Source organism: Paraburkholderia sp. GAS206C (assembly GCF_050435645.1).
GTDB lineage: Bacteria > Pseudomonadota > Gammaproteobacteria > Burkholderiales > Burkholderiaceae > Paraburkholderia > Paraburkholderia phenazinium_B.
In genome coordinates this window covers 38,444-63,398 of the sequence record NZ_JBNDKR010000007.1, presented here as the reverse complement: position 1 = coordinate 63,398, position 24,955 = coordinate 38,444, and the positions used below count along the sequence as shown (strand labels likewise).

General features: G+C 57.4%; 18 protein-coding genes. 8 read left to right on the top strand and 10 right to left on the bottom strand.

Annotated features, from left to right (window positions below; all coding sequences use genetic code 11):
* Positions 1–120: 120 nt before the first annotated feature.
* Positions 121–2,058: a hypothetical protein gene (locus tag P3T20_RS19980; RefSeq protein WP_429287637.1), complete on the bottom strand. Its 1,938-nt coding sequence runs from the start codon at positions 2,056–2,058 to the stop codon at positions 121–123.
* A gap of 276 nt (positions 2,059–2,334) precedes the next feature.
* Between P3T20_RS19980 and P3T20_RS19975 the strand changes: the two genes are divergently transcribed.
* Together P3T20_RS19975 and P3T20_RS19970 are read left to right on the top strand one after the other, a co-directional pair.
* The gene (locus tag P3T20_RS19975) at positions 2,335–2,682 is read left to right on the top strand and encodes a helix-turn-helix domain-containing protein (protein WP_429287636.1); all 348 of its coding nucleotides are present in this window, start codon (positions 2,335–2,337) and stop codon (positions 2,680–2,682) included.
* 126 nt (positions 2,683–2,808) lie between these two features.
* Entirely contained in the window at positions 2,809–3,078 is a 270-nt protein-coding gene (locus tag P3T20_RS19970; RefSeq protein ID WP_429287635.1) for a hypothetical protein, read from the top strand.
* On the opposite strand, the gene P3T20_RS19965 is transcribed toward P3T20_RS19970, so the two are convergent.
* The 5 genes from P3T20_RS19965 to imuA all read right to left on the bottom strand — a co-directional run bounded on the left by P3T20_RS19965 (position 3,053) and on the right by imuA (position 9,221).
* Positions 3,053–3,232 carry a beta-lactoglobulin I gene (locus tag P3T20_RS19965; protein WP_429287634.1) on the bottom strand — a complete coding sequence of 60 codons (180 nt, stop codon included), beginning with the start codon at positions 3,230–3,232 and terminating at the stop codon, positions 3,053–3,055. The two genes, P3T20_RS19970 and P3T20_RS19965, sit on opposite strands and share 26 nt — an antisense overlap.
* 154 nt (positions 3,233–3,386) lie before the next feature.
* The gene (locus P3T20_RS19960; protein WP_429287633.1) at positions 3,387–3,575 is read right to left on the bottom strand and encodes a hypothetical protein; all 189 of its coding nucleotides are present in this window, start codon (positions 3,573–3,575) and stop codon (positions 3,387–3,389) included.
* 573 nt (positions 3,576–4,148) lie between these two features.
* A complete protein-coding gene (locus P3T20_RS19955; RefSeq protein WP_429287632.1) occupies positions 4,149–5,108 on the bottom strand; it encodes an SOS response-associated peptidase family protein in 960 nt (319 codons plus the stop codon).
* A 179-nt stretch (positions 5,109–5,287) separates the two neighbouring features.
* On the bottom strand, positions 5,288–8,437 hold the full coding sequence (locus P3T20_RS19950; protein WP_429287631.1) for an error-prone DNA polymerase: 3,150 nt from the start codon (positions 8,435–8,437) through the stop codon (positions 5,288–5,290).
* Between the two features lie 76 nt (positions 8,438–8,513).
* Complete coding sequence (gene imuA / locus P3T20_RS19945; RefSeq protein WP_429287630.1) at positions 8,514–9,221, bottom strand: translesion DNA synthesis-associated protein ImuA; 708 nt, start codon at positions 9,219–9,221, stop codon at positions 8,514–8,516.
* 719 nt (positions 9,222–9,940) lie between these two features.
* Here imuA and P3T20_RS19940 point away from each other — a divergent pair.
* On the top strand, positions 9,941–10,159 hold the full coding sequence (locus P3T20_RS19940; RefSeq protein ID WP_074263772.1) for a hypothetical protein: 219 nt from the start codon (positions 9,941–9,943) through the stop codon (positions 10,157–10,159).
* A gap of 45 nt (positions 10,160–10,204) precedes the next feature.
* A complete protein-coding gene (locus P3T20_RS19935) occupies positions 10,205–12,388 on the top strand; it encodes a KAP family P-loop NTPase fold protein (protein ID WP_429287629.1) in 2,184 nt (727 codons plus the stop codon).
* A gap of 497 nt (positions 12,389–12,885) precedes the next feature.
* Here P3T20_RS19935 and P3T20_RS19930 read toward each other — a convergent pair whose 3' ends face one another.
* Positions 12,886–14,490, bottom strand: coding sequence for a DUF4403 family protein (locus tag P3T20_RS19930; RefSeq protein WP_429287628.1), 1,605 nt, complete (start codon positions 14,488–14,490; stop codon positions 12,886–12,888).
* A gap of 1,100 nt (positions 14,491–15,590) precedes the next feature.
* Positions 15,591–17,507, bottom strand: a complete 1,917-nt coding sequence (locus P3T20_RS19925; RefSeq protein ID WP_429287627.1) for a hypothetical protein — start codon at positions 17,505–17,507, stop codon at positions 15,591–15,593.
* 374 nt (positions 17,508–17,881) lie between these two features.
* Between P3T20_RS19925 and P3T20_RS19920 the strand changes: the two genes are divergently transcribed.
* From P3T20_RS19920 to P3T20_RS19905, 4 genes are all read left to right on the top strand, one after another.
* Complete coding sequence (locus P3T20_RS19920) at positions 17,882–18,916, top strand: phosphotransferase enzyme family protein (protein ID WP_429287626.1); 1,035 nt, start codon at positions 17,882–17,884, stop codon at positions 18,914–18,916.
* A 324-nt stretch (positions 18,917–19,240) separates the two neighbouring features.
* Positions 19,241–19,573, top strand: a complete 333-nt coding sequence (locus P3T20_RS19915; RefSeq protein WP_429287625.1) for a hypothetical protein — start codon at positions 19,241–19,243, stop codon at positions 19,571–19,573.
* 240 nt (positions 19,574–19,813) lie between these two features.
* Positions 19,814–20,050, top strand: a complete 237-nt coding sequence (locus tag P3T20_RS19910; RefSeq protein WP_429287624.1) for a hypothetical protein — start codon at positions 19,814–19,816, stop codon at positions 20,048–20,050.
* A 353-nt stretch (positions 20,051–20,403) separates the two neighbouring features.
* A complete protein-coding gene (locus P3T20_RS19905) occupies positions 20,404–20,958 on the top strand; it encodes a GNAT family N-acetyltransferase (protein WP_429287623.1) in 555 nt (184 codons plus the stop codon).
* Positions 20,959–21,170: 212 nt separating this feature from the next.
* On the opposite strand, the gene P3T20_RS19900 is transcribed toward P3T20_RS19905, so the two are convergent.
* Together P3T20_RS19900 and P3T20_RS19895 are read right to left on the bottom strand one after the other, a co-directional pair.
* Positions 21,171–21,761: an alpha/beta fold hydrolase gene (locus P3T20_RS19900; protein WP_429287811.1), complete on the bottom strand. Its 591-nt coding sequence runs from the start codon at positions 21,759–21,761 to the stop codon at positions 21,171–21,173.
* Between the two features lie 111 nt (positions 21,762–21,872).
* Positions 21,873–24,584, bottom strand: a complete 2,712-nt coding sequence (locus tag P3T20_RS19895; protein ID WP_429287622.1) for an Hsp70 family protein — start codon at positions 24,582–24,584, stop codon at positions 21,873–21,875.
* Positions 24,585–24,955 lie beyond the last annotated feature (371 nt).

The window sequence follows — 24,955 nt, the reverse complement described above, 5'->3', positions numbered from 1 at the left end:
GTAGTTCGTCCGCCACGCACCAATGGGACGCGGGCTGACATGAAATGCCGCCGGCCGATCGCATTACGCTGGCCGCTGGATTCGCGCCGCACGACGGCGGCGCGAGCCACTAGAACATTGCTATTGAGCGGCTTTCATCTGCCGTGCAGAGATCTGTTGAACGGCAGCTACGGGCGTCTGCGAGACGATCTGCGGGCCTGTGGCCAGAAGTGCGCTCGCGATCTGGCTGGCGACCGGTCCTGTGAACTGCGGCGTGATATTCACCGTACCGGCCGGAATCAGGAAGCCGGACTTCAGCCGCCCGTTCTGGAGCGCGATGACAAACTTCGCGCCGTCGCGGATGGCTTCTGTCACGTTGTCCTGTGAATAGATCGCCTGGGTGAACGTGGCCGGCAGACTGAGGACCAGCACATTCGGGTTGCGCGCATAGGTTGTCCAGGTACCGGTGACATTCACGCTGGTCGTGGCTGGCGCCGTACCGGCGGGAGTGGCGGAAACGGTGGGCGGGTAAGTGGCATAAACGGGCAGGCCCGTGATCTGAAACTGTCCATTGGCTGAGAGCACAAGCGTGCCGCCCGGGCCACCGGTCGTCGGGCTGGTGCTCACGGTCAGCGGCATGCCGATCACCTGCTGTACGGAGGTGTACGTCTGGCCGACCGTGCCCAGGTTGTTGGGGTCTGGAATCGCCACGCCGTTGAGCGTGATGCCTTCGCCGAAATCGGCCGTGGTGTCGCTGCCGTAGATGCTGGTCTGGACTGTGTCGGCGTCGACCGGCAGGATCACCTGATCGTCCGAGTACGAAGCATTGCCGAGATATTCGGTCGTGCCTGAAGCGAACACTCCCTGCATTATTGCGGTGGCCGGGCTCTGGCCGGCGAAACTGTAATAGAAGGGGACGGCGCTCACCAGCGGCTGGCCGCTCACATCTGTCTGACGGTATTGCAACGTATAGCCGACGCCCGTGTTCGGATCGGTACCGGCAAGGCTGCTGCCAGTCGAACTGAGACTGATCGCGGGATACAGCTGGGCATTGGAAAGGAAGCCGGTCCAGGTGCCGTCCGCCTTCATCTCGTACACACCCGTGGCCCCGTCGAGCAGGCTGACGCCGAGCCCGGTGTCCCGGTCTTCATCCCAGACGCCCACTGGCGAGACCGGTGCCCAGCTTCCGTTCGGGTAGCCGAACTGCTGTTGCCCAATAGTGAGCGTGGAGCCGGAGAGCGTGTAGGCATCCCGCAGCGCGATATTGACCGTGGGGCCAGCCGAGGTCTGGCCAGTCGTGAAAGCGGAAACATTCACCAGAAAGTCATCAGTCACATACAGCGGGCTGGCCAGTGCCGTGGAGGCGTCTACCGGCGTGGCCAGCGCATTTGCCTGCACCAGAACAGCCGCCGGTGTCACCGCTGCCGGACTGCCGGTTGCAACGATCGCATTCAGGACGTTGCGAGCCATGGTCGGCGCCAGCTTACCGTTGGCGGCGTAACCCACCATGGTGCTGACCACCTGGGACGCAAGCGACGCGGTCTTGCTGTCGGCATTGGCGACATAGTCGGCGCCGGGATCGACGCTGCTGCCGATGACACCCTGCACAGCGGTGGTGGCCTGCTGGAAGCTCAGCCCTGCCTGCATCTGCGCGGCCACCATCGAGGTAAGCGGGGTGACGTTCTGGGTCGTGCCGCCCTGCAGCACCGCCGAGAGCGTGAAGCTGCTTGCGAAGGCGGTATTACCGTTCGTTGTGTCGGTCGTCGTCGGGGTAACCAGGACATCCAGTGTCTTGCCCGTGACGCTGCCGGTAACCTGCAGCGAGTAGTTGCCGCTGGCGTCAGTGGTCGTGGTCGGCTGCGAGGTGTCGCACGCGCCCGAGCCGTTGTCGAGACAGACGGTGGCTCCAGCCAGATAGCCGTCGATCGCTTTGCCGCTGAGCTGGGTCGTCGCGGCAGGTGTCGAGTTGGTGGGGGACCCCGAAGATCCACCACCGCCGCCCCCGCAGCCGGCAAGCGCGACGGCTGCCGACGCGCACAGTGTCAGTTTCGCAAGTCCTGCATTCGCATAAGTCTTCAATTTCTTACCCTCTCTATGGTTTGTCAGTGGTTGTACGACCGGGGCGTCCGACACCCTTGCGGCCAGTCAGGGACCGGGTTACCTGGCTGCTTTACTAAATGGCGGACAGGCCGGCCATATACGTCGGGCCGTCGTGCTCGCGGGTCTGTAGGAGCAGACTGAAAACCGGCGGACAAAATAGATAACGGCAAACATCCTGAAAAGTTGAATATCAACCTATTAGACCCTTCAGATAGATGAGGTGATCGCCAACCATTCGGGTGGACAGGAGGGGGGATGGCGAATACCGACATGGACCGGTTGACCGGGATGGTGGGACGGGCGATTGCGAGAAACCGCGTCGCGGCAGGTCTCACCCAGGAGCAGGTCGCAGAACAGCTGGGAATAGGAAACGAGGCGGTCTCGAGGATCGAGCGGGGACTTGTCATGCCCAACGTAGCACGGCTCATGGAGCTGGCGGATATCTTCGACTGCGATATCGCCGATCTTCTGACAGAGGTCAGCGGCAGGTCGAGCGATCAGGCCAAGCACCTGGCGCGGTTACTATCGGGGGTGGCCAGTAGAGACCGGGAGATGATTGTGGAGATCGTAGAGCGGCTGACGGCGAGGTTTGCGCGACGCTGACGTCGTCGTCGCGCTAACAGCCGCGGCAGGCCAATAGCTGGGCGCACTGCTGGGCGGCTGGTAGCCAGATAACCGTAGTCCCGTGCCCGGTGCGCGGGCTAGCGGCGCGCACGTAGCGGAGACGAATTGGGCACCGACATTAGCCTGGCTGCCCAGACGCAGTGGGTAGGGGAAGTGAAAGATGAGTTGCGCAAGTTGAACGACCTTCCTGCCTCAATCCCTGACGGCATAGATGTGAAGGTCACTACTGCCAGGGTCAACGAGCAGGTTGGTGGCATTACTGAGTGCAGCGGGGCGAACCAGGTGTGGAAAGTCAGCGTCGGCGCCAAAACCGACACTCTCACCTGTTCCTTGCGACTGGCCAAGGCCTTCAGTGCACCGGCGCGTATCCGATGACGTCGACTCCCGCAGAAGCCATCCATTCATCGCGATCCGCAAAGCCGGATGCTTTTGCCATGTGGTCAGCGAGGTCCTCCGGCGTCGGCGCGACGGTTGCCGAGTAGTAGCCGAGCGGTTCATCAATCTTCGGCGTCAAGATGGCATAGATCATTTCAACCTCCAGTGTCTATCCATCTTATCGGCACGGATTCACCAACGCTGAAGAGGGAAAATCGCGTCAGGAGAGTGCTCCGAACTTCCGGCAAAGCGCGTCCCATGCCTCCACCCTGGCCCGTTCGGCCAGCAGGTTGCGTGGTGCGCGCGATTCAATCATCACGGGTCGGGCGAACGAAGGCTCGTCCGCGTCTGTTGGACTCCTTGACCGCCAACTGGTACTCCTGCGTCATTACCTCCCGGATTTCCGCGAGGAGGGACGCATCTTTCTTCGCGCCAACAGACACTAGCGTCTCTAGCGCGTTGAGCCGGGCTTTCATCAATTCCGTTTCGTGATCCACGAGACACTCCTTGTGCGACCGGAGGGGAAATGGCCGCTGAGTTCAATGTAGCTGGACAGACAAAGACAATCCACTGAGGGATAGCCGGCTCACGCAGACGCACGACCGAAGAAAGGCTCACAGATAACAGCGGGCGACGTAGAAAGGTGGTGGGTTTTCGAACAGGAAAAGAAAGGTGCTGGCAGACTCAGACCCGCCAGAAGCCGCCCTCGCTTCGTCGTCAAGGGGCCATTCGAACGGCTGCCTGACTCAAAGAACGGCACGTCGAACTCGGGTTCTTTGGGGCCATCCTGGCTGACACAGCTATGCGGCAGAGTACCCGTCAATGCTGGCCGGCGTTCAACAGCATCCAGATCTGACGCGTTGGTGGCCCAACAAGAATCCGCGCAAACACCGCTTGGCAGCGAACGCACGTGTAGTGCTCTTCCGCTCTGGCATCTTTCACCGTGCCGGCGCCATTGAGGGTGAGGTCCTGATGCGGATGCTCACCCGCCGACTTTCCATATTGGTCAGCACATCGCGCGCAGGGTTGAATCCAAAGGTCCATTCGTAGTAGTCGATAATTGAGGGCGCTCAGGCAGCAAGACGATGCTCGTAGTAAGGCCGGTCCCGGTCATCCAGAATTGCGTACGATGCCGCCAGGTCTTCAGGGTTCGGGTTGAGCCACGCATCGATGTTTTCAGGCTTGATCGGAATAATGCGCCGGTCATGTCCCACTGCAGCAATCTCTGGCGGAGGGTCGTCTGTGATTGCCGCGAATGACAACAGGTCTGGTTCGCCTGGCGAAGTCCATTTCGACCACAGGCAGGCGACCAGCATCTCATGCTCGGGACTGGGCTTGAACTCCAGGACGACGTTTTCGGCTTTCTCGCCCTCCGCGAGCTCGCGACCATCCATTTTTGCCCTGCTTACGTTCTCGTAGAAAACGCTGGCTACGAGGATTCCGTGCGAGTGCCCAAAAAGTGGTTTCCAGAAACCTTCGAGGTTATCGCGGCGTGCATTGTAAGTGCCGGGATACTTCACGTCGTACGAGGCGGGTTTGCCCGCGACACGGCACTGGTAGCGCATTGGTTTGATGACACGTTGGCCATTTTCCATAACCATGACTAGCGCATAGTGCCCAGGGAAAATGCGTGAATCGCGTGTCTTGGGTTCGGTCCGCTGTATGTCGCCGAGCTTGCCGAGGGTCCACGCGATTTTGTCGGTGGCTATTCGCATGCTTTCAGTTGCTGCCTTCGTGACCTTCGTCTGAAGTGCGCGTTCTGCATCGGCGAGTCGTGCACGTTGCTTGAACAGGTCTTGCTCCAGCTTCGTCACCTGGTCTGCGTTAAATTTGTCGATGAGAGCCTTAATCTCGAATTCGTCGGCCGATTGCGGCTCGGAAAACGCATCTTCCATCGCTTTCGGAATCTTCGCCTTGCCGCCCTCCGCCCGCTCGAAGAAAAGGCGTGCGAATTCCTTGAGGCTCATCGTCGCGCCAAACATCCGTACGAACCTGCGATAGTCAGCCAGAATCTGCGCCGAATAACACATATGAACCTCCCGTCTTCGTCCCATGATAATCCACCCTCGTGGGCAGTCGGCCCAATAAGCCCTGCTGCGGTAGCACATTGAGTGTGAGCCGACGAACGTGGATGGTTTCGTATGTTGCGGTGAACCGGTTGAAGCGAAGACACGAGCCAGATGTCAGTCGCCGGTCCAGGAGTACGTCATCAATGGAAATTACGGCTCACTGATGGCAACTCGCCAAGGAGGTACGACATGTCGATAAGGTGTTGCGCGACAAGGTGCCGTACTTCGCCTTCGCACTGCCATAGACCCAGCACTCCGAGCAACGATGCGCCTAGCACCTCCTTGCGCTGCCGCTCCAGCACCTTGGGCCAGATAATGACGTTGACGTTGCCGGTCTCGTCCTCGAGGGTGATAAAGATGACACCTTTCGCCGTCTCTGGCCGCTGTCGCACGGTAACGATGCCGCATCCGCGCGCGAGCCGGCCGTTCCGGTAGGTATGGAGGGTGGACGCCGGCATCAACCGGTTTTCGAGCAACTGGGGCCGCAGAAGCGCGAGAGGATGTCGTCCGAGCGTAAGACCCATCGACTGATAGTCACCGACAATATCGTCGGCTTCTGACGGCGCGCCGAGTTCCGGCGTTTCGTCCTCGACCTTTGCTACCGCCAGCATGTCCTTGTCCGGCACTGCGGCGACCGACTGCCACAGTGCCTCGCGCCGGTTGCCAGCAAGCGACGATAGTGCGTTCGCCGCGGCGAGCACCTGCAGGTCATGACGGTCCAGTTGGGCACGCCGGGCAAGGTCAGATACGGTCGTGAACTGACGTATCGCGCGTGAATTCTCGATACGCTCTGCGGCACCGTCACGCATCCCTTTGAGCAGGGACAGGCCCAGTCGGACCGCTGGGCGCGTGGCACCGGCTATCGGCTCAAGGGAAGAGTCCCAGCCACTTATGGTGACATCGACGGGGAATACCTGAACACCATGCCGCGTCGCATCCTGAACGAGTTGCGACGGCGAATAAAACCCCATTGGCTGGCTGTTCAGCATCGCCGCAAGAAAGGCTTCCGGCTCGTGGCGTTTCAACCAGCTGCTCGCGTACACCAGCAGTGCAAAGCTGGCCGCGTGACTCTCCGGAAACCCGTACTCGCCGAAGCCGAGAATCTGCTGGAAGATGCCGTCCGCGAAGGCCTTGTCATACCCGCGCTCGGTCATCCCATTGACGATTCGGTCGTAGTATCTGTCAAGACCACCCTTGCGTTTCCAGGCCGCCATCGCACGCCGCAACTGGTCCGCTTCGCCCGCAGTGAAGCCCGCGGCCAGCATCGCCACCTGCATCACCTGTTCCTGGAAAATCGGCACACCGAGCGTGCGGCCAAGTGCCGTTTCAAGTGCCTTGCTGGGGTAGCTCACAGGTTCGAATCCCTGGCGACGCTGAAGATACGGGTGAACGGCGCCACCCTGGATGGGACCCGGGCGGACAATCGCCACCTCAATGACGAGGTCATAAAACGTACGGGGCTGGAGTCTCGGCAGCATGCTCATCTGCGCCCGCGATTCAATCTGGAAAACGCCCACGGTGTCGGCGCGCGAAATCATCTCGTACGTTTCCGGGTCTTCAGCCGGTATGTCCTGCATCTCGAATTGTTCACCCCGCTGGTCCGATACGAGGTCGAGCGCTCGGCGGATTGCCGAGAGCATGCCGAGCGCAAGCACGTCGATTTTCAGCAACCCCAGCGACTCGAGGTCATCCTTGTCCCACTGAATCACACTCCGGTCGACCATCGCAGCATTTTCAACGGGCACCAGGCGCGTGAGCTTTCCACGGCTGATAACAAAGCCACCAGAGTGTTGGGACAGATGGCGAGGGAAACCGAGCAGTTGCGACGCAAGCGATGCCCACAGCTGAATCAGTGGCGTCTCCGGGTTCAGACCGGACTCGGAAAAGCGGTTGAGGAGGTCCTCCTTGCCATCAAACCATTGATGGCTCCTGGCCACGGCATCGACAATCTGCGGGTCGACGCCCAGCGCCTTGCCGGTTTCGCGAAGGGCACCACGCGGACGATAAGTCGACACGGCTGCCGCTATCGCGGCGCGGTCACGGCCGTATTTCCTGTAGATGTATTGAATCACCTCTTCCCGTCGCTGGTGTTCAAAGTCGACATCGATGTCGGGCGGTTCGCCGCGCTCCTTCGATATAAAACGCTCGAAGAGCATGTTGCCTCGCGCCGGGTCGACTTCTGTCACGCCCAGGCAGTAACAGACCGCCGAGTTCGCGGCCGAGCCCCGGCCCTGACACAGGATGTGCTGGCTACGGGCGAAGCGGACGATGTCATAGACCGTCAGGAAGTACGGCTCGTATTCGAGCTCCCTGATGAGTTCGAGCTCGTGTTCAATCTGTTCCAGCACGTCGTATGGGATGCCGGATGGAAACCGGCGGCGGGCCCCAATGTAGGTCTCCTGCCGCAGGTAGGCGGTCGGCGTGATGCCCTTGGGCACGAGTTCGTCCGGGTACTCATAGCGCAGCTCGTCGAGTGAGAACGTGCAACGCGACAGGATGTTCGTCGTCTCTGCGAGCGCGTATTCCGGATACAGGTTCGCGAGACGCAGGCGGGGACGCAGGTGCTGCTCCGCGTTGGGAGAGAGGTCGTAGCCACATTCCTGCACCGGCCTGCCCACACGGATGGCGGTCATCGTGTCCTGTAACGGTTTGCGCGAGCGCACGTGCATCACCACCTGGCCGAGGGCGACGACCGGAATGCCACGGCAGTCGGCGATGTATTCGACCGCTCCCCGGTGAATATCGTCCATCGCGCGTTGATGCAGCACAAGGCCGCACCATGCGCGACCGGGAAATGTCTGTTCGAGCCACTCGAGCTGGACGTCGAGCACGTCCTCCTTCGCCGGGAAATGCGGTATCAGTATCGCGAGACAGTCCGGCACACCGCGAAGGTGGCTGCTCTCCGGGTCTGGACGCGACAGGTCATGAGGTGTGAGCCGGTACGTGCCTTTCGGTCCGCGCGTGCGGGCAAGCGTAATGAGTTCGGAAAGGTTTCCGTATCCCTCACGGTTCTGGGCGAGGAGGATGAGACCGAACGCCGGCGAGCCGTCGGCATTGACGAGCCGGAAGTACGAGCCGACGACGAAGGGAAGGTTCGCCTCCTTCGCCGCTACATGCGCCCGCACGATTCCCGCAAGCGAGCACTCGTCAGTTATCGCCAGACCCGAGTAGCCCAGTTGCGCTGCACGCTGGGCCAGCTCCTCCGCATGCGAAGCACCATGCAGGAATGAGAAATTGGAGAGGCAAAACAGCTCGGCATACGCCGGCAGAGCGGTGAAGGTTGCGTCCATGGCGTGTCATCCCGACAGGCCATGAAGGAACCCGCTCCATTTCTCTTCCCCCGGTACACCGCTGCCATCTGCCAGTTCACACGAGCGTATCGGTCGCGATATCGCGAGAGGCAACGTCGGCAAGTGAACGGCGAGGAAGGCGCGCATGTGAGGAAAACAGAACTGGACTGGGTTGAAGGGAAATCGATAGAGGCGCTGCGCTGGTCGGCCCTCGTCGTTTCACAATATCGACGCTCAGGCCGTCGGCTGATGGTCTCAATGTCAATCGCAGGAGCGCTGGCGACGAATCCTGCGCGGTGGCGAGCGGCCTGACCATCACGAAAAGCGTTTCAGACGACTGCGCGGCCAGGTGCAGTCGTCGGAGCGACGACGCTTTCGCGTACTCCGTCCAGAAAACCATCGCGGCGCAACTGCCTGCGCGGAGAATCTGCTCAACCGACCACAACGCGTCTCCCGTCTTCGCCGCATCCACGCGAAACACCCGCTCGACAGGAAGGCCGATGTGGCGCAGCCCCAGTCCGTTGAGGGCATGGGGTGGCTGCACAAATGCGACCGGACGGATACCGGCCTTGCAGAGCCCTGGCTGCAGCAACCGCAATTCACCCGTACCGGCTTGCTGGACCAGCAGGTCGACCAGCGCCCCTACGGGCCATCCGCCGCCAGGCAGCTCCGCCGACAGCGCGGGATACCCGGTTTCCAGAAACCGCCCACGCCCGCGCGCGAGCTGGGACGCTCGCCACAGGGACGGGTGAATCTCCTCAGCGGGAACGGTAGCGGTGGACATGGGGAGGTAAAAAAACCTGTATATTTATACAGCATCGTACACGCAATCTTGCGGCAGCGAACTGGCACTTTTAATCGAGGTCTGACTCATGGATGCACGCGTTCGGCAGGCCGGCCATCCGATGCCCGAGCTGGCCGCCTTCGTGGCAAAACTACGCTCAGCCTTCGGCGACGAGGCCATTGACGACGCGGTGAGGCGTGGGAAAAACGGTGAGCCTGTCTTTTTCGCATGCGAAAATGGCCACGCCGTTGGGACAGCAATGTCCGCGAGCGACAAAGCCTGGCAGGTCGATGACGCTGTTCGCGACCGACATTACTGTCATGGTTGCGACGGCGAATGCGTCGGTCTAGGCGTCCGGTGCAGTGACTGGTTAAAGCGAGGCAACAGGGAGAAGGAACGGTGAGATTTTCTGGATGTGTTTTGTTGCTGCTCGGCTTCACGTCCTCTGCATTTGCAACTCAGGAGTACAAGGAAATCTGGAATCCGCCGGAAGCAAGGGGCGCTTCGCTTGAGCACCCGGCGACCGCGCACAGGTCCGCGAAGCATTCAGGTGGCGTACGACACATCGCGAAGGCGCGGGCTCACCGGGCGCCGGCGCCAAAGCTCGCAATGAAGCCCGGCAGCGCGCCTCACTTCTCTGACATTCCGCGCCAGATAACGCCCGAGGGAAATGTGCTTCGGGTTGATTCCCGCAATACGGCTGCTGAGGTCACGCGCTGATGGAGCCAGAGAGGTACAACGGCTATAAGGTCTGGGGACATGCCATCCTGCAGCAGGAAGACATCCTGATGCAGGAACGCTATGCCGCAAGCGGGACCATCTTTCAGAATGGCAAGCTTGTTGAGGCATCCGGCGTGCTGGGTCATTTCGATACAGAGGGCGAGGCGCAGCAGGCCGGACTCGCCTGGGCGCGTGCATGGATAGACATTCACGGTTAGCATCGTGCTTTCCTCACACGGAACTTTTCCTCAGAAGTTGCGCAAATGCCCTCTGCTCAATCTGCCGCGTTCCAGCATGACCAGCCGCAAATTGCAAATGACCTCTACAGTCGAAAGCCGTTTGCAGAGCAGCTCGCTCGCTTATTGGTGCTACCGCCAAAGAGCCCCGGAGTGGTCATAGGTATCGAAGGGGCATGGGGCTCGGGCAAGACAACCGTGGTGCGCTATATCGTCGAGTCGCTTAAGTCATCGACTGACGACGTTCCAATCGTTGTCGAGTTCAACCCATGGATGCTCGCTGGAGCGGATGCTCTGGTCGAAGCCCTGCTGACCGAACTCGCCTCCGGCATTGGAATGGACGCAGGCAAAAAGCGTGCGAAAAAATCGTTGGAGGCGGCAGGAAAAATACTGGGATACGCTGGATTACTACGTCACCTGAAATATCTCAAGTATGTGCCCGGTGTAAGTCTCGTTGGAGTCGCTGCAGATACGGTTGGCAACGCGTTTCACGACGCCAGCAAACTGGCGACCAAGGCCGGTGAGGCGGTGGACAACGCCAAGAAGGTGGTTGAAGAAGCTGAAAAGCTCGTATCCATCAAAGCAGGACTAAGTGAGCGAAAGAAAGAGGTCATCAAAGCACTCGCCAAGCTTGACCGCAGCATTGTCGTCATCGTCGACGACCTTGACCGCTTGACACCCGATGAAATCAAGGCAGTGTTCCGAACAATCAAGGCTGTGGCGGACTTCCCACGCGTCTCCTATTTGCTCGCGTATGACCGAAACGTGGTTAGCGAAAGTCTTGGCGGTGGACCCGCTGCAGGGGGAAACGCCTACATCGAAAAAATTGTGCAGGTTGCGTACCCCATCTCACCGGCTTTTCCTTGGCAGTTGCAATCTCACATTTCCGGTGAGATTTCCAACCTGCTCGAGTCTATTCATCGCAAACTCGAACCCTTCGAATCCGAGGTTCTCGGGAAAGCAACGACGCTGACTTGCACCCTCTGCCGATATCCACGGGATATCGTGAGACTCATGAATCGTCTTATGCTCAGCTTGGCTAGCACAATCCACGAAGTCAACGCATCAGACGTCATCGTGGCCGAAGCGCTGTTTCAAAGGTTTCCAAAAATCCGCGATGCGGTGGTCCAGAACCCCGAGCAGTTTACGGGGTTCTTCTGGTCGGTGGCAGAAGAGGCCAGCTCTGCTGATTGGTCAATGTATTTTTCGGGCACGAAAGAAGAGAGGCGAACAGCGTGGCAGGCGCATTTGCCGGAAAACCAACCGGACAAAGCGGCGGCTGCAGCTGCACTCAAGTTCCTGTTCCCAATTACAAACGGCTCTGGCTCGAATTCCCCGCCCCGCAGCCACCTTCGGTTATCCGAGTTGTCACGGCTTATTCGATTCTTCACTTTGACCTCGGTTACCGGGGTCCAAGAAGTCGCGGATGTCCACAAAATGCTAGCGGAACCAAGCCAGCTTGGGAACATGCTGAATGACCTCGACTACGCAGGGGCTACCGAGATGGTCAATCATATGACCGCATATATCGACACTGCGAAATCCATCGATTGCACAGGGGTCGTTCGAGAGCTCATTCGGTCATGCACAAAAGAAGAATTTCACGCATCGTCTCCGCGCGAATATAGTCGGTCCGTTGCCGTACTGGCTGCGAACTGCATTCAACGGACCGGTGCTCAGACATCCTCTATCACTGTCGAATTTCTCGACGGAATTCCTCTTACCTACGGTTTGGACTTTCTGGTGACCATAGGCACGTGCCACGGGGAAATTCGACTACTTGACCAGTACAAGATTGCGAATGCCCCCATTTATATTGATAACGCGCAAATCGTGTCAACCTGCATCGACTCTTGGCGCAGGCGGGCGGAGACAGCAGTTGTGTCTGGCAGCGTAATTGGAAGGGACGACCTGTTCGCCATTCTCTATGGTCTGTCTCATATCGGCCGCAACGCCCGCAACATTGATGCAATCAATGCATTCCGAGCGTTATGTCTCCAGGTGGCAAGCGGGCTAAAGCACTTTTTAGATAGGGCACGCCCTCTTAAGGAGCTTCAGCCTCAAGCGTTCTTCCTCTATGTCTGGGACGCGAATGCAATGGCGACCCTCGTTGAACAGTCGCCCTTCGCCGACGAATTCGCGTGGTATACCGAGCGTCTTCGTACAGACCCAGAGGTGCACAAATTTATCCAAGACAGGTGCAATGCCTAATATCAAAGCCTACAAGCAACATCGTCCTTTCACGAAGCAAGAACCTAAGGATTGGTCTCCACGAGAAATTGAGGGGGAACATCGGTCAGCATCGTCGGCCGCCGCTCATCATCCTGAGGAAATTCCACGGTGAGAAGACCGGTGGCCTTCGAGGATGGCGCAACCTCGCCGACCCTACCTAGGTACAAGGTCGCAGACCGGTTGTCCAGTTCACCGAGCCGCTCGTCGCTGCGTCGCACCCGGGTCCCTTTCCTGATTTCTCACATTTTGCCGCCGTCTGGTTCGGAAAAGGTGGGACGCTCAAGAACAACATAGGTTCGACCGAACGATAGATTCCAGCTGGTTGGGCCAGATTGAACGCGAGTGGTCACAACTTCACCAGTCGCCCTCCGGTCCGACATGCAACCGCCGCCAACATCGATACTAGCGACATGTGCTCATCGCGAACGAAGGCGCGAAAAGCAAGTCTGAACGAACCACACGCACCGGCGCGCCTGTTACTTTGGCTTTGCCTGCATCGACGCGTAAATCTCCTTAAGGTCCGTATTGATGACCAGGGCTGAATCGACCTGCGGCTCGACTACAAGCGAATCGGCCACAACGACCCGATTTAGCCGAATTTGCGGATTGTAAAGTTCAATTGAATATCCGTTGCCTTTCCCCTTGGAGCTGACTGTGTTCACGAGTGTCTTTAGCGCCTGGTCTTTGCGTTGTGGCAGGTTGATTGAGCTGGCAATGGCCTCTTGCACCTTCGACCGTATCAGGTCCTGAAATACGAAGGTCCCTGCCGTCCAGAAGTCGTTGTCGAGTTGCCGCGAGAAAGTCACGTTCTCGAGTGTCAGCGCGTTGCCGTCCGCTGATACCACTGGCCGCCCGGTGAGATACACCCATCCAGTCGTATTGAACAGCCTGCCAGGAAATTTTGTCTTAATTTTAAGTCCCACCGCCAAGGACTCGCCAGACGGGTAAATCTCACCGTCGAGAACGGCCACGTCGACATCGTGTCCGGCAATAGCCAGCCCGAAGGTCTTCCCGACAGCGTAGTTTTTTAACGCGGCAGCGAGCTCCGGGTAGCCGAGGAAGACGGGAAGTACGACGCTGAGGGAGCTCGTTGGTAACTTCACGTCGTGAAGCAGCGGCGCTTGTACGGCGATGGTAGGCACGTCGGGAACTGACGCCAACGGAACGACGTTCGGAGCAGAAGCTGGGTAGCTTGCTTCAGGGCTTGTCGTTGCGAGCGTCTGGGCCTTCGCATAAGCGGCAAGGGTGACGTTGTTACCGATGACATGCGTTCCATCCACGCCCAGAAGCGTTGGAACCATGACCACTGTCATCTTGGGCTGCTGCGGAGCTATCTGGAGAGTAAACGTGTATGCCTTCCAGTGCTCAGCGACCATTTTTTGGAACTTGTCGCACGATAACGCCTGCTGAACCTTCTCACGCGCGTCGTCAAAAACCTGCTTGATTCCCTTGTTGCCCGCGTCGTCCACATCAACCCACACGCCCCCAGCCAGTTCAAGCCTCGGATGGCTCGTCCAGTTGTAGTCCGTTTCGATATCGACAGCAGGACACCCCTTGTCGTCCAGCTTCATGCTCCCCGTCAAACGGAGCGCGGTGGTCGCTACGATATGCTTGTCCTTCACGGCGTGTTTGCCTAGGTCGCCTCTCGCTGTTAGATGTCCGTCGAGTGAAACAGTTAGTTGGGCAAGCACGGCATCGGTCCTGTTCGGTGCAGGCGATATGGCGATGGTGCCACGGGTTACCGTGTAATCGTAGTGGACGTCGCCACACCATGCTCCACCAGTTCCTTTGTGCCAGATTCTAAACAGGGTGAAATTTTTGCACCCGTGGCCGTTCCCATTTCCCGAGAACGTTGTCGGTGCAGCGGAGTTGACAACTGCGCTCAGGTCGGCAAGCGGCATCTCAGCCTTGATAAAAACCCAACTGTCGGCCGTGCTGCCCTGATAAGGCTGCGACGATTCGGGCGGCTTCTCAGAAAGTGCGGATTCGCCATACCCACGTTGCGCTAGGGAAAGCAACAGCCCGGCCGTCAACGCAAAGGCAACATAGCGGGCACGTCGGGGATTACGCGTCTGGTTCATTGCAGCTCCGGAGTCGAAACCTGCGGTCGGTGTGTTGCCCGGAGTTGGCGAGCGAACTATGCAGCGCAACGATCTCTCAGGGGCGCAGGAATTATAATCGGGGCCTGGATTAAGGCCATCCCCCATTTGAGGAATGTCAGCCTGTTCGCAAATAGCAAATATTTCGGATAACTCAGCCATTCATAAATAGGCTCCCGGGCAAGCGGGAGTCTGTGAAATATTCGAACCGAAAATACGCAGCCTGTATCGGGTCTTCGACGTGTCCGACAGTAAAGCCCAGATTCGTCAGAATGCGTCGCAAGTTCCCGATGTCCGACCAGTCGTCGGCGCTTTGTAGCCGCCAGCTTCCGCACTGATGTCGAGGTGGTAACTGTCCGACGCGGTTTTCGTACCTTCGTGAAAATTCGGCGCCGATGATGGCGCGTTTAAGGAGAGGTATCGTGGATGCCGGGAACTCGAATGGGTCGCGCGACCCAGAATCGGGGCTTGCCGAAGGCGCCGTCAATAACATCAGCGACTCGACAAGGCGAAATCCTCGCATGCAACCGGAACCATTCTCTTCGCCAGTGATCACAGCGACTCGACTGTCGAAGAATCACGAAAGTGAGTGCGCGCTTTAGCAACAACGCTGCAAGCTCCGAACAGAGCCGTCGCTGGAGGACAGATTGGCTCTATAAGCGGGGGATGCAACAGCTTCCGACATGTCCTTGTCGGTGCACGAGACGGCCAGTCGCAACAATTTGCCCGACTACTGCGCCGAGGACCGTCACGAGTACCCGCGCTACCACAACTTTCGTCGCCCGGCTCGTGTCGGAGCGAAGAGTTGGTCCCTTGGACCAGACCGCCTGAGCGATGACCGCGACAGCGGCCAGCTTTAATCATGCAGCAGTGCGCCAGCGCAGCTCCTCCGGCAGTTTGCAGTAACTCACAGCTTCAATACAAGATACTGAGTATTTGTACAGCATTCCTGTCCCGACGAAGTCCGTCAATACTCCACTCTCGAGTGTCGCAATCCCCTCACCCCACGACCGACACCGTCGCGCTCCGCATGTCTCGGCTAATGACTGGCCTCCCGAGACGGCCAGCCACGGCTTTCCGCCTCAACCTCGCTTAGCGAATTCAACTGCCAAACGGCGGAACGATGGTATGTCGAACGAGAACTCGATGTTACCCTCGGCCAACTCACCCGTCCGAATCAAGGGGCACCGTGCAGCAGCTTCCAACAGATTTAGAGGGATGGACTCCATGTCGGCAGATTTATCCGGAAAGCCAACCCACTCTCTGACAGTCCCTCTCCGGATGAGCCGCCCGAGAGCAGTCACCCGCAGTGTTGCTGCTTGTGCTGTGTGAGCTGGGTTCGTTGTCTGTTTAAACACCTTGGCTGACGCCAGGGTTGCTGTTTCCCATCCCTGCTTTTTACCTTCGCGACATCTCTGGGTAATCTCCGTTTGAAGGGCTATCAAGTCGTTTGCTGTAATTTCCACGGAATTTAAGCTTGAAAGATTTGCGTCCTTCATTTCGATCCAGGCCTGAGTGGCGGCTGGGTCTGCGTCGGCACGGTCCTTACCTTTAGGTAGAGCGTCGAAAAACTTCATGTCCCAGAGCGAAAGCTCACCCACTAGCGCAAGTCGTTCACGGGTAATCGGCAGGTCCCGAACAAATCTCCTCTCAACCTTTACCGTAAACTGCAGGCCGCCGGCCTTCGCTTGTGAGTAGACTTCCTTTAAGACAACAGAGTTATCTGCACGTCGGTCCAGCCGCTGGAGCCTTTCGATTAGCCGCTGCGCGAGCGGAGAGAGCCTTGCGGTTTCCGATACGACGAGACGTAAGTGTTCGAAACTTCGCATCCATTCGTCCATCTGTTTGCCATCGACGAACTGGCTAATGGGTCGGCGAGAGTCAAAGTAAAGGTCGTTAGCCGAAGGCAGGCCGAGACCTTCTGTCAATTTAAAGAGCGTCTCACGCGACAACTGCAGTCTGGCCAGAGCTGACGACCACGAAGCTGCGTCCATTTGAACCATCCCAGCCACCTGTTCGGTTGAGATGTTGCGTGCAGCAAGCAGTTCGTTCAGGCGACCTACGTTAATAGCGTCGACCCCGAAGCCACCTTGAAACTGCTCTTTATGTTTTTCATCTATGAAGGCTGCAAGTTCGGTCCGGTTGACCCGGTGGAACGTAGCCAGCCTTTGCCCCATGCGCTCGGCGAGTTTGTCGTCGATAGGTATTGGTTTGCCATCGCCCGAGACGCTACATACCTGATAGCGCACGCTTTCACCCGAACGCCGCATCATTGACGACATTACCTGACGCTCGTAACCTTCATCGCGCTCATAAATCGCCAGAATGCTTGACTCAGCGCCCGTCATTAGCTGGACGCCATCCTTAATGAGGCAGAGCCTGGCGGAGTTCGTACCCGGAACTTGCGCGGCGCCATCGAGCCAGCCACCGAACTGCCCCTCTATAAGTCGTCTAACGCGCTCTATTGCCCTCAGGGTACTTTGTTCATCTATCTTTGACGGAGAGTCGTCAGGCTCTTTACGGGCAAGAATATATCGCGCTCCAACCAGCGGCTTTCCTACGAATATGAATTCGACATAGTCATCAGCGCGATTCACATAACCGTATGGCCTTTCTCCGGCCCTGGAGAGGATTCCCGCGAGTTGCAAGCATAGGTCGGCAGTTGCGTCCTGGATTTTGCTGTGACGCTTTACCCGAGGCGTAAAGGCCGGTGTGTCGAACATGTAATGGGCCGTCAGCCACACGGGTCTCGGTCTCGAAACGTGTCCTTGAAAGCCATCCATCAATGCGACAGCCTTCAGGCAGGACGAGTATTTGATTCGGATACCGTAACCAGCTAACGCGACTTGCAAAAAGCGCGGCGGCGGCTCGTCAGTCGAACGCATTGCTGCGCTGATTTCAAGAGCAATGGGAAGGGGAAGGATGTGCTGTGCTTGAGCAAGGAACGACACAAGAGAAGAAGCTTGCGCTTCCACGGGCAATCGGCCAAGGGAGGACATACCAGTCTCCAGTCGACAGAGCCATTTCGACGGTGTGCTTTGCCGGGCTCGTTGACGGAAACTCGGTTTTGAGGAGCTGCGGAATCTGCCTTTGCCGTACCCCCGTGATGGGAGCGCACACGCTGACGGGCGGCAACTAGCCCACGCCGTAAAGATAGGAAGAGACAGCAGCCGTGTCAAGCTCGGAAGAAAAAGTGAAGAGTGGCTCTATTGGCGCATATTAAATACGTGCGTGTGCGTACCCATGACTGGCATGGCGATGCGAGATGCATTAAGTCGCGATTAAGAGCGCCGTTCCGATATGAATCAGCGATTTTTTCGGCCGAACAGGAGGAGCATAATCTCACGTGGGTGCTCTTTCGCGAGGGATATCGATGATGCTGGCCACTCAGACGGATGGTTCAAGCCCGATACGGGCAGTCTACTCGACCATCGGGGGCGACGAGATTCGCAGAGTGCTTGAGCAGACTTTCGAAATCGGGCCAATCGATGATTGCACGTTGTTGCAGTCGGGTTTTAACGACATCTACGAGGTCGCTCTGGCTGACAGGCGACGCTGCATCGCGCGCCTGAGCTCTCGGCTAGAAAGAGGTGCGCCGAACGTCGACTACGAGACTGCGCTACTTCAACACCTGAAACGCGCTGGAGCAGCGGTCGCGGCGCCTTGGGTAGCAAATGGCGGCGCGCTCAGCGTCGAGGTTGCCGCGCCTGAAGGACCACGTTCGCTTGTGGTCTTTGATTTTCTCGTAGGTAAGCCGCCTGGCGATGACCTTACAGACATCGCAGTGATGGGGGCGGAGCTTGCACGCATTCATGTCCTTTCGAGAGACTACGAGGGGCCGCCGAGCAACTACCAACTCGACTTCGACCATCTTCTGCGCCGTCCCCTCGCGCGTCTGTTAGCTATCAAAGACATCGACGAAGAGGTTCGCGGGGTGCTGAACTCGATTGCGCTTAGCCTTGAAGAGCGCATTGCTACGCTCAACGACCTGCAACCCGTCGCATGCCACGGCGATTGCCATGGCTGGAACACCCACATGAACGATGGGCCCGAGGGAGCGCGAGTTGCGTCATTTTTTGACTTCGACGATGGTGGCCCCGGATATCTGGCCTATGACCTGGCTGTTTATCTCTGGAACAACTTGCTAGGCTGGCAGCTTGAACGACCGGACGAAAAGGTTGAGACCAAGTGGAGACATTTCGTGACCGGCTATCGCACCGTTGCGCCGATAGCCCCGGCTGATTTCGAAGCAATCATGGCGTTCGTTTCAATCCGTCATTTCTGGCTGATGGGCGAGTACGCCAGCCGTCTCCACCGGATGGGTCTTGGCGTGTTTCGCGGACCATGGTTCCGCAAGAACTTTGAGCTAGTCAACCAGTGGCACTCACTTGCTACTCCAAATGTGTGAACGCCCAAGGCCGTGTCATGCAATTGCAATGGCTATTCGGCGCTGGGCGCGACGCAGGGCGCACACGCCTGGATTTACACACTTTCATCTGAATTGCTGACTATTCCTTCACCGGAATACACGGCTCCATAACGCGGTCACGACAGCCACGAAAATCTCTCTGAGAGAGGCCTCATGGTAGGTATCTAGTGTACTAAGCGGTGGATACTCCCGAGCGGGCAGCCCCCGGAGAACCCGAACTTCGCGGCGCAACCACGCCGAACGTGCTGCGTGAGCGAATAGACAAACAGAGTTATCAGGAAGATGATGTCCGGTGCGCATTCCTTGACCCGCGAACAGGCTGCATCCCTGCGCTGCTATCTTGCCGTCAGTGACCTTGCTGCCTATGCATTGGACGGGAAACAGCTGTCACCCGAATCACTTGTTGAATCCGCGCGCATATGGCTTGCGCGCAATGCGTGTCACGCCAGCTGGTTCGAGAGACTCACAATTGCAATAGAAGCGCAGACTGTTGCCAAAACCGTGCTCGAAGCTGATGTGAAGAGTGGCGACGACATCCAGCCTGCCCGGCTCTTCACCGACGCGATGACGGTCAACTATGCAGACCCTCTTGTTGCGAAAGTCTGGCGTCGATGCAGTAGGTCGGAAGATACGTGAAGGATGTCCGCCTCTCTGGTGCACGTACAAGAGTTTGCAAACCAAGGTCGACCAGACCACTCCCAATCGTGGATTGCACAACCACTCAATGCAAAGTTTGGAAAATCGTTTCCAACGCCCTATCCTGAATCTTCAAGCAGCTATCAAACCGGCTGTCTCTCCGGGTACCCCTGCGGGTAACTCCTTTGGGCATTTTTCAATGCGCAGCGGACGCGCATCACCTTGGATATTGAGACGCACATGGAACCAGCAATGGCGCTTGCAATAATGTGTGCATTCTCAACAGAAAACGAAACAGATGCGCTTCGGGCCATGGTCAAGCTGGCACGGGTTCTTGCGGACCTTAACGGAAAGATTCCTGCTGAAGACTGGGAGTCGTTGGTCGAAGCCGGAGCAGCACTCTGGAATGCTGCGATGGGTGATTACACTGCCGAACAACTGACTGCGGACGCCTTGCGACGTGCGCGGCGTGGATAGCTTTTCACGACCGTTGCGAAGCATGAAGAGTAAGCGATGTCTGCTGCGTTCCGCGCGCTTCTGCGAGGTACGTTCGCGGCAGCACCTTAATCCTGAAACCATTCGGCCAGCGATGAGCGAAAGGTTACCCTAACGGGCGGGGCGTGATCGTGATCTACTTTCTCGCCAACAAGGATATAGTCACCGTGGATGATCAGACCTGACACGACACTCACGTACTTCATATCTCTCCCGCTGAAAGAAAAAAAGTAGTCTGCGCAAATCGCTCTCGGTTGGCTGTATAGGGGATGGTGGGGCAAACATGTCATCCGCATCCAAAGCGCGCCGGCCAGGAACGAGGCCAGTGCGGCGATGTGAATTGGCAAAAATTCCCATTCGAAGTACGCTTGCTGATTGTATCTATTTCGTTCTGGTCCCCCGATATGCTGCCGTCTGTCGACGAACTCCTCGCGCTTGATGCGCTGACCTTACGCGAACACACGGAGCGGGCGGGTGACGCCTTTAACGTAGACGAGCACCGGGTACGACTGCGAAAGTCCTTGGAGATCAGCGAGGTGTGTTCAGTGCGACGAGAAGGCAAACTCGTCGCCTACGCAATGCTTAGGCCGGATTCAGGGACCTGCTGGTTCGTTGGCGCATTTGGCACACATCCCTTGCATCGAACGTATGCCGTTGTAATCGAGTTGCTCGCGGAGATGGCGACGCTGGCGAGAGAACGAGGGATCGGTGAGCTTAAAAGTCATGTCTACAAGACGAACCGATTGTCTATCGCTTTCCATCGCAAGCTCGGATTTCAAGTGACGCGTGAGAACGAAAAAGCGTTCGAGTTTTTGATCGGACTACGTGAATTGACCACGAAGCCAGCGGTTCGACGCGCGACTGCCAGAGTCAAATCGCCTTCTGAATAAGTCGTACTCGCCGCACGCTTAACCTTTAGCGAAAGGCGTGTTGCAGCACACAAGCGGCCGCTCTTTGGGAGAGGCGTCCGACCGTTCAGCGTCGCGTGCTGTCGATCATCGGCACGTAAGTTTCGGGCAGCGCATGCCAAATGCATCGGACACGCGGCCACTTCCAGACAGTCGACGCCACGAGACGAATCGCCGACAATTGATTGCCGTGGCTACTGCTCCGCAAGGAAATCGCCCACGTCGCGACCGAAACGCGCAGGTTGCTCGACGAACATGAAGTGACCACTGCCCGGGTAGACCAACAGTGTCGCGTGTGGCAATTTTTTTGCAAGTGAGCGGTGAACTTCAACGGGAGTCTGGAAATCGAGTTGTCCTGCGATGATGAGTACCGGCATGCTGATTTTGGCGAACTTCGCAAAGCGGTAGGGAGTGAGGCCCTTGCTGAGTAACGCCTGAAAGCTCTCTCCGGTATTGCCAAGCCCATCGACCATGTCCGCCTGTTCGACCACGCGCGCGACTCGCGCATCCGGAAACATATTGCGATTTATATAGGCCTGTTCGCGCTGGTCCTGGTAAGCCTCGAAAGGGTTGCAACGCGGAAATGTCTGCCCGGCGATGGCCTTGACGGCGCGTGTATAAGCGGCAGGATCAGAACTTGCCAATCGCCTACACTGACTGTCCATGAGCGCCGGCATGTCGTTTGCCACCCCCGCCAGCGCAATCCGGGATACGTGTTCTGGGTATCTGGCCGCGCATCGCGCGTCAGACCGTAGCCGACCCGTTTCTGCCGGTCGAGCCGTCAGGGACGCAGCAGCTGATATCTGGTATCAAGCCGCCGCTCAGTATGATCATTCGTCGCGGCATGAGACGCTGAAGTCAATTGCCTCTCTTCAACGTCCGAGCGATCACACGACCTAAGCCGTTCCAGTATCGGTGAACATTAGGTCTATAAAGATTTTTCCAGCTGAGTCTTCGTCCAACGCCTTGACGCACGTCTCGTGAAGTTCGGACAATTCGTGATCTGCATTCAAAGTGATCTCCTTGCCGCTTTCGATAAGCTTGAATCCTGTCTCATCCTTCTTCATCATGTCGAGCACCGCGATGGTCGGGTCGATCTTCCCGTCCACAGCGTGCCAGAACATAAACGGTGTAAGGGAAAGCGCCTGGCCTGCTTCGAGGTCCACAACAAAGGCTTCCGCTGAGGAAAAGTCTTCCGGCCCTGCATAATCAAGCGCGTGGAGAAAGTGGCTTTCCGTGCCGTGCGCGACCTTGAATAGGCCTGCATATTTCTTGCCAAATCCGGTGCGCGTGACTTTCTCGAAGTACCCGAACCTTCTACCTGATAGGCACGAGAGAACCTTGTTGCCTAACAAATTCAGCGCGCGATGGAGATCGGCCTCGCCGGGGTCCCGACCATGCTTAATATGGTTTGCGGCTGAAATTGCTTCCTCAATCCAGTGACGATGGGTATCAGTTACCAAATCGCGAAGTGCGGTAGAAAACTTACCCCTGTTTCCCACAGATCCCAGAGATTGCTGAAGCAAAGCCCAAATGGGTCCAGCCGACGCTTTCTGGAACGTCTTAAGTAGTTTCCCCTTCGCACGCCCGAGCATGACACAGTGCTCTGCATACGCAATAGCCGCTGCGAATTCAAGCATCGCCTCTAGAGCAGCCACATATTCAATGTTGCGAGGGCCTACGTTAGTCGACGAGATGTACTTCGCAAGCGGCCGAGCGATACTGAGCGGAAGCTCGTGCACCATCTCGTTTAGCTCCATCCAGCCTTTTTCACCGGCACGTTGCGAATAAACCTTTACCGCACTTTGCTCAACGTATGAGATGGACGAATTGCTACTACCGAAGTCAAGTCCGAAATACGCTTCGCCCAATGTAGTGCGTCCTCCAACTGTCATGTCGATATAGAAGGGATCCCCATCAACCGCGATCTCGGGAATGTCCTCATGTCTCTGCCGGTATATGAATCGGGGCGACGCGGTCCCGTCCTCTGCGACAGTTAGCTCGATGTGAATCGACGCATCAAATCTTGTGCCAGCCGGGGTTGTAACCCGGTGATCGACGTTGTGAAGGCTGTTGATGTCATCAACGTCGAGCGAAGAACGGAGGAAATAGTAGTTAAGCTGCCGACGTGGCGGAGACTGAAGTCGAACCTTCCATCTCAACGGCGTGTCGATCTTTTCCTTCAACGCACTCGCCGAACGCAGAAGTACACCATCGTCCAGCAGGTCCGACATTCCACCGTTGAACTGCGGCTTAAAGCGATAGATACTCGGATGCCCGCCGTCGGCCGCCAGCAGCAGGCAAAGGCGATTGTATGTAACAGACTGGAAATCGCCTGTGCCCTCGGTAAACGTCTTTCGAGCACACTCGATCGCAAGACCCTTAGACACAATTTCTTGGAAGTTAGCCTCGAGCGACAGGAATGTCGCTTGGGGCAATCGGTCACCTAACTGGCTTTCTAGTAGTTGCTCGAGCCATCGTATGTTCGCCGAACCACCTGACAGAAGCACAACGGTTATAGGCTTGCCTTCGAGTTCAGACTGTCCGCGCAAAAGACAGGATATGACCTCTGGCTTGAGTTTTTCCTTCCATACCCGGTCGATGAACGTTTCCCGCAACCAGACAGCGTCAAGCCTGACGCTCTTCAGTTCTGGCGCCGCAGAGAACGGATTGGTAGGCACCTGCATTTGATGCGATGGTGGTGTCGTGAACTCGGCATCCAGCCTCCAATCCCGGATCATCCCACACAACGATATTTTGGCCTTCTCGATCTCGTTCGTAAGTCTCCGGACATTACGAATGAAGTTCTTTAAATCGTCACGTAGAGATTGAAAGCCCCTACCGTCTTCTTCAGTAACGCTCTCGTATGAGTTCCATGCTTTCGAAAGAGTGCCTCTGTCTACACCTCGTGCGAGATTGTCGGAGATGAGCTTCTTTGCGATGGATCGGTTGATAAAGTGCCCGCCTACCGGGATGGAGGCACCAGCCAAGGGACGGGCGTGTCGTCCACTCTGACTTACGTCGCCTGTTGCCGTGGTTTCCACCACGGATATATCAAAAGTTCCGCCCCCAAAGTCGATCACCAGTGCGACGTGCTTTCTGTTCGCCGCGACGACGGGATGCTTGACCCCATATCGATAAAATTGGAAAACGGCAAAAGGCTCGGGTAAAAAGTCGACTTCCTTGAACCGCTTTAGCAGAATTGCTCGCATACGATTCCGATAGTTTGCGAGCCAGGTCCCCTCACGTTCCAGGCTAAGGGGCTCCGCGACAATTATTCGATCGGCTGCTTTATGTTCGCGCGCTGAAATCCATTCAGACGCACGCTTCATAAGTGCCTCGACAAAGTCTTGCGTAATCTCGTTAGCCGAGCGTGGTTTGCCATCCGCACAATCAAACAGAGGGGGATTTACGCGCGCCGGGGTGACCCGGCCAAGGTCAAGTTTAAAATTCTCGTTGATTAGAGTCGGATCTACATCGCTTTCCAGTGCCTCGTAGCCGAAGAGGGTCTTCCCGCTACTATAGGCCACAACCGATGGAACATTGGTTCGGGAGTCGACATCGACGAGTTGGAGTGCATTGACAAAAAGCTCTTTTCGAATGGCCATTTCGATTACTTTGATTGTGTTCCAATTACGCGGCATAAGTAGCGTGCCACCCCGTGCCAAGCTGGATCGCTAGATCTTGTCCGCTTCTAACACATCCAACAATATTTGGCCATCAGTGTGCGCATAAGCAAACGTGTGCACGTAATTGGCAACTCTGAAGACCGGCTGACGCTGGATGGCTTGGACGACGCGAAAACGTCGTCCGAGTGACCGGCAGCATCGCTATATTGTAGGGTATCGGTAAACATAACTGGTCATGATGTGGCTCCGAGTCGACCCAAGGACCTTGACTAAGGTCTGCAGTGCGCCGTTCGCTGGCGAGCGTGGATTCGGTGGGTCGCGACTTTTCGGAATCGCTCGCACTCTAGCCC

Bases quoted from the DNA above. Each gene is read 5' to 3' on its own strand.
- P3T20_RS19975 (WP_429287636.1), top strand. From the start codon at position 2,335: ATGGCGAATACCGACATGGACCGGTTGACCGGGATGGTGGGACGGGCG.
- P3T20_RS19965 (WP_429287634.1), bottom strand. From the start codon at position 3,232: ATGATCTATGCCATCTTGACGCCGAAGATTGATGAACCGCTCGGCTAC.
- P3T20_RS19955 (WP_429287632.1), bottom strand. From the start codon at position 5,108: ATGTGTTATTCGGCGCAGATTCTGGCTGACTATCGCAGGTTCGTACGG.
- P3T20_RS19950 (WP_429287631.1), bottom strand. From the start codon at position 8,437: ATGGACGCAACCTTCACCGCTCTGCCGGCGTATGCCGAGCTGTTTTGC.
- imuA (WP_429287630.1), bottom strand. From the start codon at position 9,221: ATGTCCACCGCTACCGTTCCCGCTGAGGAGATTCACCCGTCCCTGTGG.
- P3T20_RS19940 (WP_074263772.1), top strand. From the start codon at position 9,941: ATGGAGCCAGAGAGGTACAACGGCTATAAGGTCTGGGGACATGCCATC.
- P3T20_RS19935 (WP_429287629.1), top strand. From the start codon at position 10,205: ATGCCCTCTGCTCAATCTGCCGCGTTCCAGCATGACCAGCCGCAAATT.
- P3T20_RS19930 (WP_429287628.1), bottom strand. From the start codon at position 14,490: ATGAACCAGACGCGTAATCCCCGACGTGCCCGCTATGTTGCCTTTGCG.
- P3T20_RS19925 (WP_429287627.1), bottom strand. From the start codon at position 17,507: ATGTCCTCCCTTGGCCGATTGCCCGTGGAAGCGCAAGCTTCTTCTCTT.
- P3T20_RS19920 (WP_429287626.1), top strand. From the start codon at position 17,882: ATGATGCTGGCCACTCAGACGGATGGTTCAAGCCCGATACGGGCAGTC.
- P3T20_RS19910 (WP_429287624.1), top strand. From the start codon at position 19,814: ATGGAACCAGCAATGGCGCTTGCAATAATGTGTGCATTCTCAACAGAA.
- P3T20_RS19895 (WP_429287622.1), bottom strand. From the start codon at position 24,584: ATGGCCATTCGAAAAGAGCTTTTTGTCAATGCACTCCAACTCGTCGAT.